The organism is Bacteroides nordii (genome assembly GCF_019930665.1).
In the GTDB taxonomy this organism is placed as follows: Bacteria; Bacteroidota; Bacteroidia; order Bacteroidales; family Bacteroidaceae; genus Bacteroides; species Bacteroides nordii.
In genome coordinates this window covers 254,073-272,334 of the sequence record NZ_CP082886.1, presented here as the reverse complement: position 1 = coordinate 272,334, position 18,262 = coordinate 254,073, and the positions used below count along the sequence as shown (strand labels likewise).

Genomic DNA, 18,262 nt, shown 5'->3' with positions numbered 1-18,262 from the left:
ACTTTTCGTCTTAAAACAAAAAATACCACCCTAAAAACAAATATTGCACATCTCATAGTTCACATCCGTATACTTTTGTAGCGATCAATTAACACTCTACATGGGTGTAACTAAGAAAAACAATCATTTTAATAAACTAAAAGTAAACATGCAAAGAATGTCTAACCAAGTGAAAAACATGCGAATCGTGCTGCTTATGTTATTTGCAGCTCTATCGCTCAGCGTTTCCGCGCAAACGATTACTCTCAAAGGTAATGTGAAAGATGCGACCGGTGAACCTATAATCGGTGCTTCTGTCGTAGAAAAAGGAAATACTTCCAATGGTACTATTACCGACTTGGATGGTAATTTCAGCCTAAAAGTTCCTTCCAAAGCTAATGTTATCATATCTTACATAGGTATGAAAACTCAAGATGTTGCAGTCAAAGGACAAAATTCAATTAATGTGATATTGTATGATGACGCCCAATCCCTTGATGAAGTGGTAGTTATCGGCTACGGAAGTGTTAAGAAAAAAGATTTAACTGGTTCTGTCAGTACCGTACAAGGTAGTGAACTTGCCAAGATTCCTGTAAGTTCTGCAGCACAAGCATTAACCGGTCGTCTGGCTGGTGTACAAATTACAACATCAGACGGTTCTCCCGATGCAGAAATGATTATCCGCGTACGCGGTGGGGGGTCAATCACCGGAGATAACTCTCCTTTGTACATCGTAGACGGATTCCCTGTATCGAGTATTAGTGACGTAGCTCCGGGAGATATTCAAGACATCACAGTACTAAAAGATGCTTCTTCAACTGCCATCTATGGTTCACAAGGTGCAAACGGTGTAGTATTAATTACAACCAAAAGTGCAAAAGGAGGAAAGACTCAAGTTTCTTATAATGGATACATTCAAGGCAAAAAGCTATTAAGAAAAATCGATGTAATGAATCCTTACGAATTCGTAATGTTCAACTACGAAAAAGCTGCTATGAGAAACAGTATTTCAAGTTTTGAGAAACGTTTTGGAGCGTTTGGAGACCTTGACCTTTATAAATACCAAGAAGCAGCCGATTATCAAGATGAAATGTTCGGTCATCCCGACTTATCACAATCGCACAATATCAGTATAACTGGTGGCAATGACAAAACTAAATTCTCATTAAGCGGTACTTACATTAATGATGGTAGTTTGATGAAAGACAACGGTTATAACCGTTTTAATCTGAATTTCAAGTTAAATCACGAAATTACCAAAGGTTTAAAACTTGATTTCGGTACGCGTATATCTGACACTACTGTTAAAGGCGTAGGTACAGGTGGTGGTACTTATAAGATCCGTTCTTACGATGCTTTGATGAAAGCACCAGTTAACGGTTTCTATGATTTCACAGATGTAGATACAAGTGACATGAGTGACGAAGAGCTCGAACAATACCAAAATGATACAATGACTTTACAAGAAAAAGTAGATCAATATTGGAGAAGAAAACAAGAACGACGTTTCAACTTTACAGGAGGCGTAACTTGGAATATTCTGAAAGGTCTTACTTACCGTCTTGAAGGAGGATATGATTATACATTTTTCCAACAAAAAGACTGGTATGGTGCAAAAAGTAGTAAAGCTATTCAGGATGGTAATAAGTTGCCAATGGGCGAATGGAATAAAAAAGACACTTATAAATACCGTATTACCAATACAATAAACTGGAAACATTCGTTCAATCAAATACATGACGTTGATTTAATGGTCGGACAAGAAATTGTAGTAAGTAATAACGAATCTAACACCATGGTCGGAAAATATTTCCAAAGCGAAATTACTCCAGAGAAAATGTTTGCAAGTATGGCATCCAATTCTGGTGAGACAGGTTCAAGAACTATCAGTAGTACATTGGGACAACCTGATAAAACAGCTTCTTTCTTCGGTCGTTTAAATTATGGCTATAAAGACAGATATTTAGCAACTGTTACTGTACGTGCGGATGGTTCCAGCAAATTCATAAGAGGCAATCGTTGGGGTATATTTCCCGCTGCCGCCCTCGCATGGCGAATTAGTCAAGAGGAATTTATGGAACCAACCCAAAATTGGTTATCGAACTTAAAGCTTCGCTTCAGCTATGGGCAAGCTGGAAACAACCGTATTGGTAGTGGTATGTACGAAACACTTTATAAGGCATATTCATCATCCAAATATTATGGAGCCGGAGGTTACCTAAATCCTCACTACACGCTTGCCAATTCGCAAATGGCCAATCCTAACCTGAAATGGGAAACGACAATCACACGAAATGGCGGTTTAGATTTTGGATTTTTACACGAACGGATATCAGGTACACTGGATTTCTATTGGAATACAACAAAAGATTTGTTAGTTGAGAGACAAATTGTAGCTCCGGGATACTCCAGCGTACAAGAAAACATAGGCCAAACTTCAAATCGTGGTGTCGAACTAAGTTTAAATGCAACCATTATTCAAACAAAAGACTTCATGTTATCTGCCAATTTCAATATTGGTATCAACAGAAACAAGGTTGACAAATTAGCCGGTACAAACGAAATGTCCTACAACTCAGGTGGTTTTTCATCAGATACCAAAGAACAAGACGATTATCGCGTAATAGTAGGTGAGCCATTAGGATTGGTTTATGGTTTCGTTTATGATGGAATTTATGGAGTAGATGATTTCGTGACCTACACTGATGCAAATGGTAGAACTCAATTCCAGTTCGATAATAAAGGTAATTTTATACTAAAAGAAGGAATACCTAACAATAGTTATCTATCTGGATCAAATGCTGGAGTACGTCCCGGCGCTATGAAACTAAAAGATCTTGATAAAAGCGGTGACATAGACAAAAATGATCGTCAGATCATTGGTCGTACTGCTCCTAAACATACAGGTGGTTTTGGTCTTAATGCAACTTGGAAAGGTTTAGATTTATCAGTTATGTTTAACTGGGTATACGGTAATCAGATCTATAATATGGACAAAATTGCAAGTACACAATCCTACCGAACAACTTACGCCAATCTACGTGAATATATGGGCGCTGGTTCTGCCTGGACATACTTAGATCGTACATCGGGTGAAATAGTAACTGATTATGAAACATTAAAATCGATGAATGAAAACAAAAGTTACTGGTCTCCTTTGACAATTCCGGACGGAAATCCATTAGTTACTTCATGGGCTATAGAGGACGGTTCCTATCTACGTTTGCAAAACCTAACATTAGGATATACCTTACCTAAAGAATGGACAAAAAAATTTGCTTGTAGTCAATTACGTCTTTATTGTACATTAAATAATGTATGGACTTGGACCAACTATAGCGGATATGACCCAGAAGTCAATTCTTCTATCCGTAATAGTAAAACAAGTGGTATTACTCCAGGTGCTGATTATTCAGCCTATCCTAAGGCTTTCTCGTGGACAGCGGGTGTTAACATTACATTCTAATCATTTTCAATTAACATTATTATAAAATGAAAAAGCGACTATTATATATTGCAGCTATAATAAGTACAATGTTCCTGAGTACTTCATGCAACGACTTCCTTGATACGGAAACTCTATCAAATGATTCCCAAGAGTATCTGTGTTCAAACCCTACGGACGCCCGTAAAATGGTTAACCATATTTATTCATTCTTCTGTGAAGATACATATACCTCCCGTATGTCTAACGCCTGGATGCAGAATACCGACGTCGAGATGTTCTTTGTTAGCAAAGCACAAGCGATTGCTCATAATGACCGTCGTGGTATTTGGGCATTAAACGCCGGAGATTTTAATGACATCAAAAATTGTTGGGAGCACAACTACAATGCTATTGACTTCGCCAATCAAGTAATAGAAGGAATAGAGGCCAGTGACATGTATAAAAATGGAAATGCAGAAATGAGTCAATTATTGGGTGAAGCTTATTGTTTGCGTGCCTATCGTTATTTTCTGCTTTGTAATTTTTGGGCAGATGTCCCCTTCTCCATCACTCCTTCTAAATATGGAGAAAACAACAATACCCCTCGTGTAGACAAGAATATTATTTATTCTCATATCATTCAGGATCTTATTAATGTAGAAGGTTCAATGAAATGGGCAGATAAACTCGAGAATGGTGTAGAACTAATGAACCGTGAGTTTGCTATGGGCTTTATAGCTAAATTAGCAATGTTCCGTGCCGGATATTCTATGCAAGCAGATGGCACTATGAGCCGTTGTACTATAGACGGCCAAATCACTCCTGTTACCTATACAGACGAAAATGGCGTTAAACAGACTGCAAGTGCCAGTGATGATTTCTATAAGTTGGCACAAGCCTATTGCCGCAAATTAATCAAAGAAAAGGACCGTGCTCTGACTAATGATTTCAAAAGTATCTTTTATAATCAAATAAACTCATCCAGCAGTGCTAATGGTGATGTTCTTTACGAAAATGGTTTTGTTCAGAATGGTGGTGGCGATGTTGCTTGGTGTATAGGTGTTACCGTAACAGGAGGTAGTAAAGGTACAACAACTATTCAAGTAGGCCTTTCTCCTAAATATGCTTGTTCATTCGATAAAGAAGACCAACGTCTTGCAGTAACTTGCGCTAATTATAAATTCTTAGGAGATAATACGCAAAATGCATGTGATCCTACTGGTATTACTATTGGTAAATGGTGTCGTATGGATATGACTACCTCTAGTGCAACTAAAAATACAGGGGTTAACTGGCCAGTACTTCGTTATGCAGATGTACTGTTATTACTTGCCGAAGCTGACAACGAAATTAACAATGGGCCGACAGACGAAGCTAAGCAAATGTTGAAACGGGTACGCGAACGTGCATTTGCAAATGCAGAAAGTAAATCTCAGAAAGTTGATGAGTACATTAATCAACTAACATCCTACAACGATTTCAAGCAGGCGATCATAAACGAACGTGCATGGGAACTTGGAGGTGAATGTATCCGTAAATTCGACCTTATACGTTGGAATGAATACGCTAAAGCAGCTGTACAGACTATTGAATGGATGATTGAAGAAGGGAAGAACGCCCAACAATTGGAAGAAGCTAACGGAGAATTTATATACAACAAAGATTTGGAAATAGCAGATACTGGTGTGGCCAACTCCCTTTACTTTCAATTCGAGAATGGAATGTTAAAGTTTGACAATGATATCTTCACGGCACGTGATGCAAAAGTTGAACCTTATAAGAGCGCAGAAACAATCAAGGATGACGAGATTAAATCAGGATTTACCAGTGCAAAAGATAAAATGTATCGTATAGATTTTGCTAAAAAGTTTATCTCTTCATCATCTACTGACCCAACAACTAATAAACCTTACGGACAAGACGAAAATGGTAATGACATAAAAAAAGGTACGGTATTAGAAAGTGCATTGTATAGTTTCTATGGGATTACCGATGGAGTATTAATCAATGGAACAGAAGATCTTTCTTCTTTGGTGAACAAACCGGCTCCTTACGTTATGCCTATCCCTTCATCTAAGGTTTCTAACAGTGCAGGAGTTTTGTCTAACGATGGATATGGAATCCGTAATAAATAAAAAAGAACGATATGAAAGCGATTAAATATTTCAAATATATTGTATTAAGTCTGCTCATTGGAGCAGGCTTAGCAAGCTGTAACGATGATGATCTGGGAACGACTCCCCGCCTATTCAGACCTGTGGCCACTATTGAATCACAAAATAATAATATAGTTGTTACCTGGGATAATATAAAAGGTGCCTCCTCCTATGAAATCATACTCTTTAAAATGACAGGAGAAAACGAAGACGGTACATTGATCGGCACGAAATATGACGAAGCCACTACTTCTACTTCTCCTTATACTTTCGAAGGAGTAGAATGGGATGAGAAGTATGGTGTTAAGATCAAAGCTATCGGTTCAGAACTCCAATCTGAATATTATGAGACAAAAGCAATCAGTGTAGTATACCCTACAAAATTAGTTAGTATCCGTACAATTGATATTGCTGCCCTACCTACCTGGTCAAGTGGGGGAAATCAAATTACAGCGCTAGAAATCACTCCAACAGAGATTGAAGGTGAACCAATCATCGTTTCTATTACCGACGAAGAATATGCTTCCGGACAAAAGGTTATTTACGGTTTGAAACCCAATACTGCCTATACCTTAACAGCATATTCGGGAGAAGAACTGATTAGAGCCAACTATGAAGGAAAATTGAACTTTACCACTCGAGAATCCGAAAATTTCGATGAGAAATATGGAGAAGGAATGTATATAGACTTACGCGGTTATGATGATCCTAACATTCTAATTTCAGAAGAAGTGAAAGCAAAATTAGATGAAACAGAAGGATTGACCGTTGTTCTTCAAGGAGGATACCAATACAAAACAAGTAGTGATACTCCGCTAAAATTCAAAAAATCAGTTAACTTCATTACTGGTTTATCTCTCGAAGGTAATGCGATTATTGTACAAAGTGGAGCAATGCAATCAGAAAGTGGAGCGAATATAGCAAAACTTTCATTCACCGATATTGACTTCATTAGTGATAAAGCAAACGAATTACCTATAGCTGAATGGACAGATAAAGGGTTTGGAGGCCGACAAGTATATAATGTAAACGGTAGTAAATCGATGGTAGGAGAACTCACCTTCAAAAACTGTCGCATTGAAGGATATCGTGCTATTGCACGTCTCCAAGGTGAAGATGGTATAAACAGAGTATTATTTAACAGTTGCACCATCAATGGTATTGGTGACCAAGCCGTTGTCACGACCAACAATAAAGCTGCTGCCACAATGGATGAAATTGATTTTATTAACTGTACTATTACCAATATCGTACAATTATGCGACTTACGTTCTAGCAAGAATTCACCTACACTGACTGTTAGCGATTGTACATTTTGTTATGCTCCGGTAGACAGAACTGATAAAGCAGACTGGGCCCTGTTCCGTATGGGAAGCAATACCGTTTCTTTAATCGTCGAAAATACAGTATTCGGACCTTCGATGCAGGCAACAGCAGCAGATGGTTCTGTAATTACTCCGTACGTTGCAGGTAAAGGCTCTATCTTCCTTAATGGAACAGATGGAACAGCCGGAGTAAAAAACTCTTATCGTACAAATTTTGAATGGACTAAAGTAGGAGATAAAGCTCTAACTTATCCTTTAGATGGGCTTATTACCATAGCTACAGACGAAAAAGGTTTATTCACTGCCCCAACCGCGGAAGAAGAAAACTATATGTTTAATTTCACCTTTGATGGTATATCCTCATCAGGAGCCCTCAAATGGAGAAAATAGAATTTAAGTACCCGTAACAAGAAAGGGAGTAGATTGGTGATCTGCTCCCTTTCTTCTTTATCACCTAAATTTATAGAAAAAACAAATCATGAAATATACATTTACTCATATTTTACGAACAGCAACATTAACTATCATTATTGGTTTAACCGCCACTACCTATTCCCAATTACCTTATCAAGATCCCAATTTGACTCCTGAACAAAGAGCTACCGACCTATTACAACGTCTCACTATAGAAGAAAAGGTATCATTAATGCAAAACAACTCACCTGGCATTCTCCGGTTAGGAATTAAACCATACGAATGGTGGAATGAAGCCTTACATGGTGTAGCACGTGCCGGGCTGGCTACCGTCTTCCCGCAAACCATCGGTATGGCAGCATCTTTTGACGATACACTTATTTATGAGGTTTTTAATGCTATATCTGATGAGGCAAGAGCCAAAAACAGACACTTCAACACATTAGGACAGTACAAACGCTATCAAGGACTAACTATGTGGACGCCTAATATTAATATTTTTCGTGACCCACGTTGGGGACGCGGGCAAGAAACTTATGGTGAAGATCCTTATCTGACAAGCCGCATGGGAGTAGCTGTAGTAAAAGGTCTACAAGGTCCAGATAGCGCCCGTTATAATAAGTTACATGCTTGTGCGAAACATTTCGCCGTTCATTCTGGTCCAGAATGGAACCGGCATAGTTTCAATGCCGAAAATATCATTCCAAGAGATCTATGGGAAACCTATCTTCCGGCATTCAAAACATTAGTACAGGAAGCTGACGTTAAAGAAGTGATGTGTGCTTACAATCGTTTTGAAGGAGATCCTTGTTGTGGCAGTAATCGCCTGCTGACACAAATTTTACGTAACGAATGGGGATTCAAAGGGATTGTCGTATCTGATTGTGGGGCCATATCAGACTTTTGGGGAACAAAAAAACACAACACTCACCCAGATGCTGCGCATGCATCCGCTGAAGCCGTGTTAAATGGAACTGATCTGGAATGCGGAAGCAATTACCGAAAGCTTACAGAGGCCATAAAAGCCGGAATTATTTCTGAAAAACAAATAAACGTTTCTGTAAAACGATTGTTGAAAGCCCGTTTTGAACTTGGAGAAATGGAAAATATTCATCCATGGACACTTCCTTATAGTATTGTCGACAGCCCTAAGCACCGGTGTTTGGCATTAAAAATGGCTCATGAAACGATGACACTCCTACAAAACAAAGGAAAAATTCTACCACTTGACAAACAGGCCCGAATAGCAATAATCGGGCCTAATGCAAACGACTCAGTAATGCAATGGGGTAATTATAATGGAACACCATCGCATACAAGTACTCTGTTATCTGCATTTCGAAAGAGACTACCAATTTCCCATCTTATTTATGAACCGGTATGTGGACTAACTGACAGTATTACTTACAACAGTTTATTTGATCAATGTAGTTACAATGGAAAACACGGATTCTTAGCCTCTTATTGGAACAATCCAGATTTTGAAGGAGAAGCAAATGCTATCACTCAACTCTCTACACCATTCCGTTTCACTACTTTAGGAGCTACAGCATTTGCACCCGGAATAAAGTTAACAGAATTCAGTAGTTGTTATCAAACAGTGTTCCGTCCTCAAAAATCGGGAAATGCGATTTTCCGTTTTCAAACGAACGGAAATATCCGAGTAAGTATTAACGGAGAAGAAGTCATTAAAACCGGTAATATTAAGAATCCGAAAAATCTGTATACTCTACAAACCGAAGCCGGGAAAAGCTATAAAATCAAAATTGATTTTAAGCAAGTAAAAGATGAAACTTATTTCAACTTCGACTTAGTTGAAGGACTTCCTCTCAATATAAGCAACACACTCGAAAAACTCAAGGATATTGATATTATAATCTTTGCAGGAGGTATCTCCCCATCATTGGAGGGTGAGGAGATGAATGTATCTGCCACCGGATTCAAAGGAGGTGATCGAACAGATATCGAATTTCCAGCTGTCCAACGTAAAGTATTAGCAGCCTTAAAAGAAGCTGGTAAAAAAGTTATACTTGTCAATTTTTCCGGCTCAGCTATGGCACTAACTCCAGAAACAAAAAGTTGTGATGCTATCTTACAAGCATGGTATCCGGGTGAGGAAGGTGGAACGGCTATTGTAAATGTACTTTTCGGTGATTATAATCCCGCCGGACGACTTCCTATCACATTCTATAAAAGTATCGATCAACTTCCAGACTTTGAAAACTATTCAATGAAAGGACGTACCTACCGTTATATGCAGGAAGAACCTCTTTTTCCTTTCGGTTACGGACTCAGTTATACTACCTTTGCCTTCGGTAAAATCCATATAAACAAAAATAGCCTTTCTGCCGGAGAAAAGGTTACACTCCATATACCTATTAAAAACATTGGCGATAGAGATGGAGTAGAAGTGGTACAAATCTATATTCAAAGACAAGCCGACAAAGAAGGTCCAGTGAAAACACTACGTGCATTCAAAAGAGTAGAAATACCCAAAGGAAAAACGCAGGAGGTAAAGATAGAGCTACCATATGTAGCTTTTGAATGGTTCGATCCAACTACCAATACAATGCGTCCTATTCAAGGAGAGTACAATATATTATATGGAAATAGTTCCAGAATGAAAGATTTACAATCTGCTAAAATACAAATACAGTAAGAAAGAAATATGAGAAATTTAATGATTACTTGCTTTATTGTTCTAACAGCTAACAATATACAAGCACAAGACAAACATCTGAAACTATGGTATGATCGCCCTGCTACCCAATGGGTGGAGGCTCTGCCATTAGGAAACGGACGGATCGGAGCCATGGTTTATGGTGACGTGTTACACGAAGAGTTTCAATTGAATGAAGAGAGTATATGGGGAGGCTCTCCTTACAACAATGTCAATCCAAAAGCGAAGGAAGCTCTGCCTCGAATTCGTCAATTGATATTCGAAGGTCGAAATAAAGAAGCACAAGAAATGTGTGGACATGCTATCTGTTCACAAACAGCCAATGGAATGCCTTACCAAACTGTAGGTTCATTACATCTTGATTTTGAAGGAGTTAATAATTATTCCGATTATTACCGTGAACTCGACATAGAGAAAGCAATAGTCACTACGAAGTTTACCTCTGAAGGAGTAACTTATACCCGAGAGGCTTTCACTTCTTTTCCCGATCAACTACTTATTATTCGCCTGACAGCTTCCCAAAAAAGAAAAATCTCTTTTACAGCACGATACAATACTCCGTATGGCAAGGATATAATACGAAATGTATCTTCCCGAAAAGAACTTCAGTTGCATGGAAAAGCCAATGACCACGAGGGTATTGAAGGTAAAGTACGTTTTAGTACTTTAACACGAGTCGAACATAACGGTGGATACACAGAGGCTATTGCCGACACTCTGTTACGAATAAGTAATGCCAACAGCGTAACATTGTATGTATCTATAGGAACAAATTTTATAAATTACAACGATGTATCCGGCAATGCTTTAAAAACAGCACAGAATTATTTGAAAAATGCTGGAAAGAATTATCAAAAAGCCAAAGAAACTCATTGCTCTACTTACAGAAAATGGTTCAACCGTGTTTCACTTGACTTAGGTAGCAATGCACAATCTTTTAAACCGACCGATGTACGAGTGCGGGAGTTTACTTCCACATTTGATCCTCAGCTGGCAGCTCTTTATTTTCAATTCGGGCGCTATCTTCTGATATGTAGCTCCCAGCCCGGCGGACAAGCTGCTAACCTTCAAGGTATCTGGAACTATCAATTACGTGCTCCGTGGGATGGAAAATATACTACCGATATCAATGTGGAAATGAACTATTGGCCGGCAGAATCCACTAACTTACCAGAAATGCACGAACCCTTCCTGCAACTCATAAAAGAAGTAGCCGAAAAAGGTAAACAGAGTGCCGCCATGTATGGTTGCCGTGGATGGACACTTCACCATAACACAGATATCTGGCGATCAACTGGTTCGGTAGACGGCCCGGGATATGGCATCTGGCCTACTTGTAATAGTTGGTTCTGCCAACATTTATGGGACCACTATCTGTTCTCCGGCAATCGCGATTATCTCACAGAAATATATCCTCTCATGCGTAGTGCTTGTGAATTCTATCTTGATTTCTTAATACGTGACCCCAAAAACAACTGGTTAGTAGTATCTCCTTCCTACTCTCCGGAGAATCGTCCAGTAGTGAACGGTAAACGTGATTTTACAATAGTGGCCGGAGCCACTATGGATAATCAGATGGTAAACGACCTCTTCCGTAATACTCTGGAAGCAGCTTCTCTGATAGGTGAATCTTCAGCTTTTATAGATAGCCTGCAAACCGTAATCCAAAATCTGGCTCCCATGCAAGTAGGACGCTGGGGGCAATTACAAGAATGGATGGAAGATTGGGATAATCCTCAAGATCGCCATCGTCATACTTCACATCTATGGGGATTATACCCGGGACGTCAGATTACTCCCCGCACACCTATCCTCTTCGAAGCTGCTAAACGTACGCTTGAAGGACGTGGAGATCATTCCACTGGCTGGTCTATGGGATGGAAAGTCTGTTTTTGGGCAAGACTCCTCGACGGAAATCATGCCTACAAACTAATTACCGAACAACTTCATCCTACTACTGACGAGAAAGGACAAAACGGAGGAACTTACCCTAATCTTTTTGATGCCCATCCTCCTTTCCAAATTGATGGGAACTTCGGTTGTACAGCCGGTATATCCGAAATGTTTGTACAAAGCCATGCAGGTAGTGTGCACCTGCTACCTGCATTACCCGATGTATGGAAAAAAGGAAGTATAACAGGGCTTCGCTGCCGTGGCGGATTCACAATAGATGAATTGAACTGGGAGGATAACCAATTGCAATCCGTTCGAATCACTTCATCTATAGGAGGAACACTGCGTATCTGCACGACTACTCCATTAATATTCAACGGAGAAAAGCTTGAGGTGACTCAAACTCCGGAATGTGATAATCCACTGTTGAAAAGTCAGCCAATACGCCGTCCGCTAATTGCAGTCAATGCTCCAATCAATACAACCACATTGAATAAAAACTATATATATGATATAAAAACAGTAGCCGGGAAAAGCTACCTATTAAGAAAAGCAAAATAATAAAGTAGATTATAAGGATAACTGCGGACAAGCCAACCATATAAAAAATCAACTCATCTTTGTGTGACAATAAAACAAGCATTACAGTTATAACTTGAATTCACTCTTTTCTGTGAGTTGTTTTTACAAACACTTCTCATCCTCCGTTTTTTTGATATGAATATCAAAAACGGAGGAGAAGATAACCTCTGATTTAGTCCTATTTACAACCAATCCGCAACTACCCAATAGATCCGTCTGCTACCCCATTCTCAACATACAAGTCAGCCAAACAAAATATTATATCCTCTTCTTTGCCCTAATCCCATAATATTTGTACATTGCGACGACTAAAACCTCAAAGACCCAATTATTATGGAAATGAATAAAGAAAACTTCGAAAAACTACTCAACCAAATCAAAGCGTCTGGAAAACCTGCTACCGAATGGTTTGGCAAATATACACACGATATATTAATGCATCCCGATAATTGGTGGGAAGCTCTTGCTGTATGTGAATATGCATTAGATAGTAAAGAAGATGAGAAACAAATAGCCGAATTCTTTCACCACATATTTCAGGCCTATGATTGTAATGTAGAGGTAGACCTGAACGACGAAGAATATACATTCTGGTGGGAGAAAGTACAGGAAACTTGTGATCGTGTAGGTGAGTTTGCAGGTGTAGGACTTGTGCAGAAAGGCTCGCAATATGCCGAAGCACGTTATGGTCTGCGTGATACCAGCAAGTTAGTACCTTATTACGAAAAAGCTGCTGATATGGGAGATGAAAATGCACAAGCCACTTTTGCCTTTTGGAAATATATGGGTTATTACTGCGAAGCAGACAAAGCAGAAGGGGAACGTCGTTTTGCCACTCTTACCACTCCCGAAGGACTGCACTGGAAGAAATTCTATGAAGCTTGTATAGAGAATTGTGCAGGACATGAAGAAAAAGCATGGGAACTCCGCCAAGAGTTGCTGAATGAACTGCCTGAAGGAGACAAAATGCGTGCCAATATATATGCTATTATTGGCGATGAGCTTGATAATGACGAAACAAAAGTTGCCGAACAAGCTGAGTATTATGAAAAGGCATTGGCTGTAGTACCCAATTTCTATGTTCAGAAAAATCTGGGTACGCTCTATTTTCGAAATCCGGAATTAGGAAAAACACAGGAACAAGCTTTCGAGTTATGGGAAGGTGCATGGAAAGCCGGTGTATGGTCAGCAGCCAACTTTTTAGGATATTACTATCAGGAAGAGCCTTGGACAGATATCCCCAAAGCTATTGAATGGTTGGAAAAAGGGATGCTTTATTGTGAGTCGTATTGTACGTATGAGCTTGCATTAATCTACCTATATAATGAAGAATATCAGAATGTAGAACGTGGATTATACTGTCTCGAACGATGTGTGGAAGATAATTACATACAGGGAATGAAAGTCTCGCCATGGTTTATTTTAATGGAGAACTGGTGGAAGAGAATATCGAACGTGCTCACGAACTATTACTGAAAGCTACCGAACTGAATTCCGGAAGCGCTGCATACCGCATCGGATGGATGTATGAACGTGGTATCCTCTCAGAAAATCCTGATTATGAAAAAGCTCTGGAATATTATGAAAAGTCTGCCGCATTGGAGAACAATGACGGATATTGCAGGGCCGCCCTCTATTTGGCAAACGGTTATGCCGGAATAACAGATGAAGCTAAATCTAAAGAGTATTACGAAAAAGCAGCTGCACAAGGTTCTCCTTATGCACTTGTGGAGTTAGGTTTTCTCCAAGAGAATGAACAGAACTATGAACAGGCATTCGAATTGTTCAGTAAAGCTGCCGAACAGGAATACCCCTATGGCATGTACCGCGTGGGTTACTACCTGAGTGAAGGAATAAAAGGTGATGCCCAACCCGAAGAGGGGGCAGCCTGGTACCTCAAAGCTGCCGAAGCCGGTGATACAGATGCCATGTTTGCCATGGGGCGTTGTTACAAAAACGGATATGGTGTAGAAGAAGATCCGGACAAAGCACTCGCCTGGTACCAGAAAGGAGAAGAAAAAGAAGACCCCCGCTGTATCACCGAATTAGGATTAGCATATGAAAACGGTTACGGTGTAGAGGAAAACCCACATAAAGCAGTGGAATACATGACCAAAGCCGCCGAACTAAACTATGGATATGCCCAGTTCAAAATGGGTGATTATTATTTCTACGGTTACGGTCCCTGCCTGGAAGATAACAAACAAGCAGTGGAATGGTACGAAAAAGCAATAGCCAACGGCAATGCACTCGCTATGCTCCGCTTGGGAGAATATTATCTCTACGATTACGATAAACTAAATGAAAGTGAAAAAGCATTCACTTATTTCAAACAGGCGGCAGAACAGGAATTCTATAATGAAGGAATAGGTATCTGCTATGAAATGGGCATCGGAGTAGAAGAAAATGAGACGGAGGCCTTCAAGTACTACACCCTTGCCGCAAACAATGGCAATACAATGAGTATGTACCGCACCGGTCTCTGCCATTATAATGGTGTAGGCGTTAAACAAAACCTTCAGGAAGCCTTCCGTTGGTTCAATGACGCCGCCGGAAATGAAAACATTCATGCCTGCTATTATGTAGGTAAAATGCTAATGTACGGCGAAGGATGTACCCCAAATCCAGAAAACGGCTTGCAATGGTTGCAAAAGGCAGCAGAAGCTGGTAGCGACAAAGCCCAGTTTGAGCTGGGAAATGCTTACCTGAGTGGCAATGGTGTAGAAGAGAATGATGAGATCGCCATGGAATGGTTTGAAAAAGCTGCTGAGAACGGAAACGAAAAAGCATTAAAAATAACAGGAAGAAGAAAAAGATGATGAGATTTATGATGTATGACTTATAAATCCCATAAATTCTAAAAATCATGGAGAACGAAAATAATAATCTATTCCAGGTCAATCTAAAGGGGATGATTGCCCTGCTATCGGAACATATCTATAGTAACCCCAACACATTTGTCCGCGAACTGCTTCAAAACTGCGTGGATGCTATTACCGCCCTGCGCAATATTGACGAAAACTATTCCGGACGTATTGATGTATACCTCAACGACGACGGTTCACTGACTTTCCAGGACAACGGTATCGGACTGAAGGAGGAAGAAGTATATCGTTTTCTGACCGTTATCGGTGAAAGCTCCAAACGAGAGACTCCCGATGCCGACGATTACATTGGTCGTTTTGGTATCGGTTTGTTGTCATGTTTTGTAGTAACCAATGAGATTACAGTAGAAAGTCGTTCGGCAATGGGCAAACAAGCCGTTCGCTGGTGCGGAAAAGTAGACGGAACCTATCAGACCACCCTTCCCGCTGAAGAATGGCCTATCGGTTCACGTGTCATTCTGATCCCGAAAAAAGAATGGAGCCATCTCTTTGAATACGAGACCTTCAAAAAGATTCTTCAAAACTACGGAGAAGTACTGCCCCACCCTATTTATCTGCATAATCAAGGTAAAGAAGAGTTGGTAAACACCCCTGCTCCCATCTGGCTGGATCCCAAAGCCACCCGTAAAGAACTTCTTGATCACGGGACCAAAGTATTTCAATCATCTGCTCTCGATGTCTTCCGCATTCATACAGAAAATGGTAAAGTGAACGGAGTACTCTATATACTTCCGTTTCGTACCCAATTCTCTGTACGCAACTCCCATAAAGTCTATTTAAAACGCATGCTGTTGAGCGAAGACGATTGTAACCTGTTACCTCCCTGGGCTTTCTTTATCCGTTGTCTCATCAATGCTGACGGCCTGTTGTCTACCGCTTCAAGAGAGTCTTTTGTCAGTAACGACCTGCTAAAAGATGCACGAAAAGAGATAGGCAACGCCATTAAAGAATATCTGAAGGGGCTGATAGAAAACAACCGGGAAATGTTCAACAAGATTCTCGACGTACACTACTTTCATATTAAAGCAATTGCAGCAGAAGACAATGAACTTCTCCGGCTCTTTATAGACTACCTACCATTTGAAACAAGTAAAGGAATGCGCAACTTCGGAAATATTCGTTCTACAGACAACGTTATCCGTTACACCCGTAATATTGAAGATTTTCGTCAGGTTCGCCGTATTGCAGGTTCACAAGGTTGGTTGGTCATCAATGCAGCCTATACCTTTGACGAGACATTGCTGAAAAAATCGGCCCGTCTCTTACCGGAACTGACTCTGGAAGAAGTCTCTCCCGCCCGCCTGCTCGAACAGTTCGCAGAAGTAGAAGCCAGTGCAGAACATATTGATTTTGAGAAGAAAGCCAGCGAGTTATTGAAGCCCTTCGGATGCATCTGCCGTTTAAAGCACTTCACTCCGGCCGATACTCCTGTTATCTTCGTTGCCGAAGAAAAAGAAACCGGTACTAAAGCGGCCAATAATCCACTGGCAGCCGTATTAGGTGCTATTAACGCGCAAAAACAAACTCCTCCGACACTGACATTCAATGCCGACAATGAAATGGTACAAACATTACTGAAAATCAAAGGAGACAACAAACTGTTTCAGCACATCATACATATACTTTACGTACAGGCATTGTTACAAGGCCGTTACCCTGTAAATAGCGAAGAGATGACCCTCTTCAACCATTCACTCAGTGAGCTTATGACTACTAAAATGAATGACTTTATAAACTTCCTAAATTAAGAAAGCCTTATGAAATATACCCTTGAAATACAAAAAAGATTGTTACAAGTAGAAAATGGTAACCTGTCTCCTCACGAAAAAGCCCTTTTATTGAAAGAAGCTATCCGCATAGCCGATGAGAATGATGATCCGCAATGGGCAGTAGAGATGCGTCTGGACTTGATTTACGAACTGAATCTACTCTCTCAGGCCGAAGAAGAGATAGCCGTATTCTCCCGTATACTGGACGATTACGAAAACAATAAAGATCTTATCTCTGAAAACGATATTCTCTGGAAATATAAGTGGATATGCGGAGCAGCTTTCGACGTACCTGAGGTATCCCAATCACAGATAGATGCCATACTGGAAGATTTTAAAATCCGCACGTTGCGCAACGGATATTCGGCCCGTGCATACTATCATCTCTTATTCCTGCATTACAACAGAATGCGACAGTATGATCTGGCTAAAGAATATGCAGACAAAATGCTAAGCGAAAAGTTAGATGACATGATATGTGAAGCTTGCGAGCTGAATCTTCTGTTAGATTATTACCTGGAAACAGGACGGTTTGACGAAGCCTATCAGCGTGCACAACCGCTTATTAATAAACAAGTCACTTGTTATGAAGCTAATTTAAGAGCATTTCTTAAACTCGCTTATTATGCACAGAAAGCCGGAAAACCTGAAATAGCTTCCGATATGTGTGCCCGTGCAGAAGAGGCATTGGCAGGGCGGGAAAAAGACGAATACCTGTTACTTTATATCGGACAATTTATTATCTATAACTTTATGGTCAACCCACAACGTGGCTGGGAATATGCCGAACGTTGTATCCCCTGGAGTCTGAGAACAAGTAAATACAAGAAGTACCGTTTTGGTTGTGACATGACCGAAGCCCTGAAATATGAATCACGCCCGGAAGTGAAACTGGAGTTATCGGAAGAATTCCCGCTCTATAATGATAGTGGGATATATAATGTGGAAGAATTACGTACTTATTTCTATAACCAGGCAAAAGAGCTGGCACAACAATATGACGCACGCAATGGAAATAAAGGACATATGGAAAGGTTAGAATATTAATTTAATAATGTGCCGATATGCACATCGGCACATCCTCTTGTTTTCCACCCCCCTCTATTTCAAATTATCAAAACAGGTATTATCTTCTCTATGGGAAATACCCGA

7 protein-coding genes and 1 pseudogene are annotated in these 18,262 nt (G+C 40.0%); all 8 read left to right on the top strand.

Going from position 1 to position 18,262, the window contains the following annotated elements:
- Positions 1–157 precede the first annotated feature (157 nt).
- The 8 genes and pseudogenes from K8P02_RS00960 to K8P02_RS00925 all read left to right on the top strand — a co-directional run bounded on the left by K8P02_RS00960 (position 158) and on the right by K8P02_RS00925 (position 18,157).
- Positions 158–3,445 (top strand): SusC/RagA family TonB-linked outer membrane protein, encoded by a 3,288-nt coding sequence (locus K8P02_RS00960; protein ID WP_229091434.1) that lies wholly within the window; start codon positions 158–160, stop codon positions 3,443–3,445.
- A gap of 26 nt (positions 3,446–3,471) precedes the next feature.
- Entirely contained in the window at positions 3,472–5,541 is a 2,070-nt protein-coding gene (locus tag K8P02_RS00955) for a RagB/SusD family nutrient uptake outer membrane protein (protein ID WP_007484146.1), read from the top strand.
- A gap of 11 nt (positions 5,542–5,552) precedes the next feature.
- Positions 5,553–7,277: a hypothetical protein gene (locus K8P02_RS00950; RefSeq protein WP_007484144.1), complete on the top strand. Its 1,725-nt coding sequence runs from the start codon at positions 5,553–5,555 to the stop codon at positions 7,275–7,277.
- Between the two features lie 88 nt (positions 7,278–7,365).
- Complete coding sequence (xyl3A, locus tag K8P02_RS00945) at positions 7,366–9,960, top strand: xylan 1,4-beta-xylosidase (protein WP_025867810.1); 2,595 nt, start codon at positions 7,366–7,368, stop codon at positions 9,958–9,960.
- A gap of 9 nt (positions 9,961–9,969) precedes the next feature.
- The gene (locus K8P02_RS00940) at positions 9,970–12,435 is read left to right on the top strand and encodes a glycoside hydrolase family 95 protein (RefSeq protein ID WP_007484141.1); all 2,466 of its coding nucleotides are present in this window, start codon (positions 9,970–9,972) and stop codon (positions 12,433–12,435) included.
- A gap of 354 nt (positions 12,436–12,789) precedes the next feature.
- Positions 12,790–15,275 (top strand): annotated as a pseudogene (locus K8P02_RS00935) (tetratricopeptide repeat protein).
- 47 nt (positions 15,276–15,322) lie between these two features.
- Positions 15,323–17,089 carry an HSP90 family protein gene (locus K8P02_RS00930; protein WP_223381891.1) on the top strand — a complete coding sequence of 589 codons (1,767 nt, stop codon included), beginning with the start codon at positions 15,323–15,325 and terminating at the stop codon, positions 17,087–17,089.
- 9 nt (positions 17,090–17,098) lie between these two features.
- Entirely contained in the window at positions 17,099–18,157 is a 1,059-nt protein-coding gene (locus tag K8P02_RS00925; RefSeq protein ID WP_025867811.1) for a hypothetical protein, read from the top strand.
- Positions 18,158–18,262: the final 105 nt, after the last annotated feature.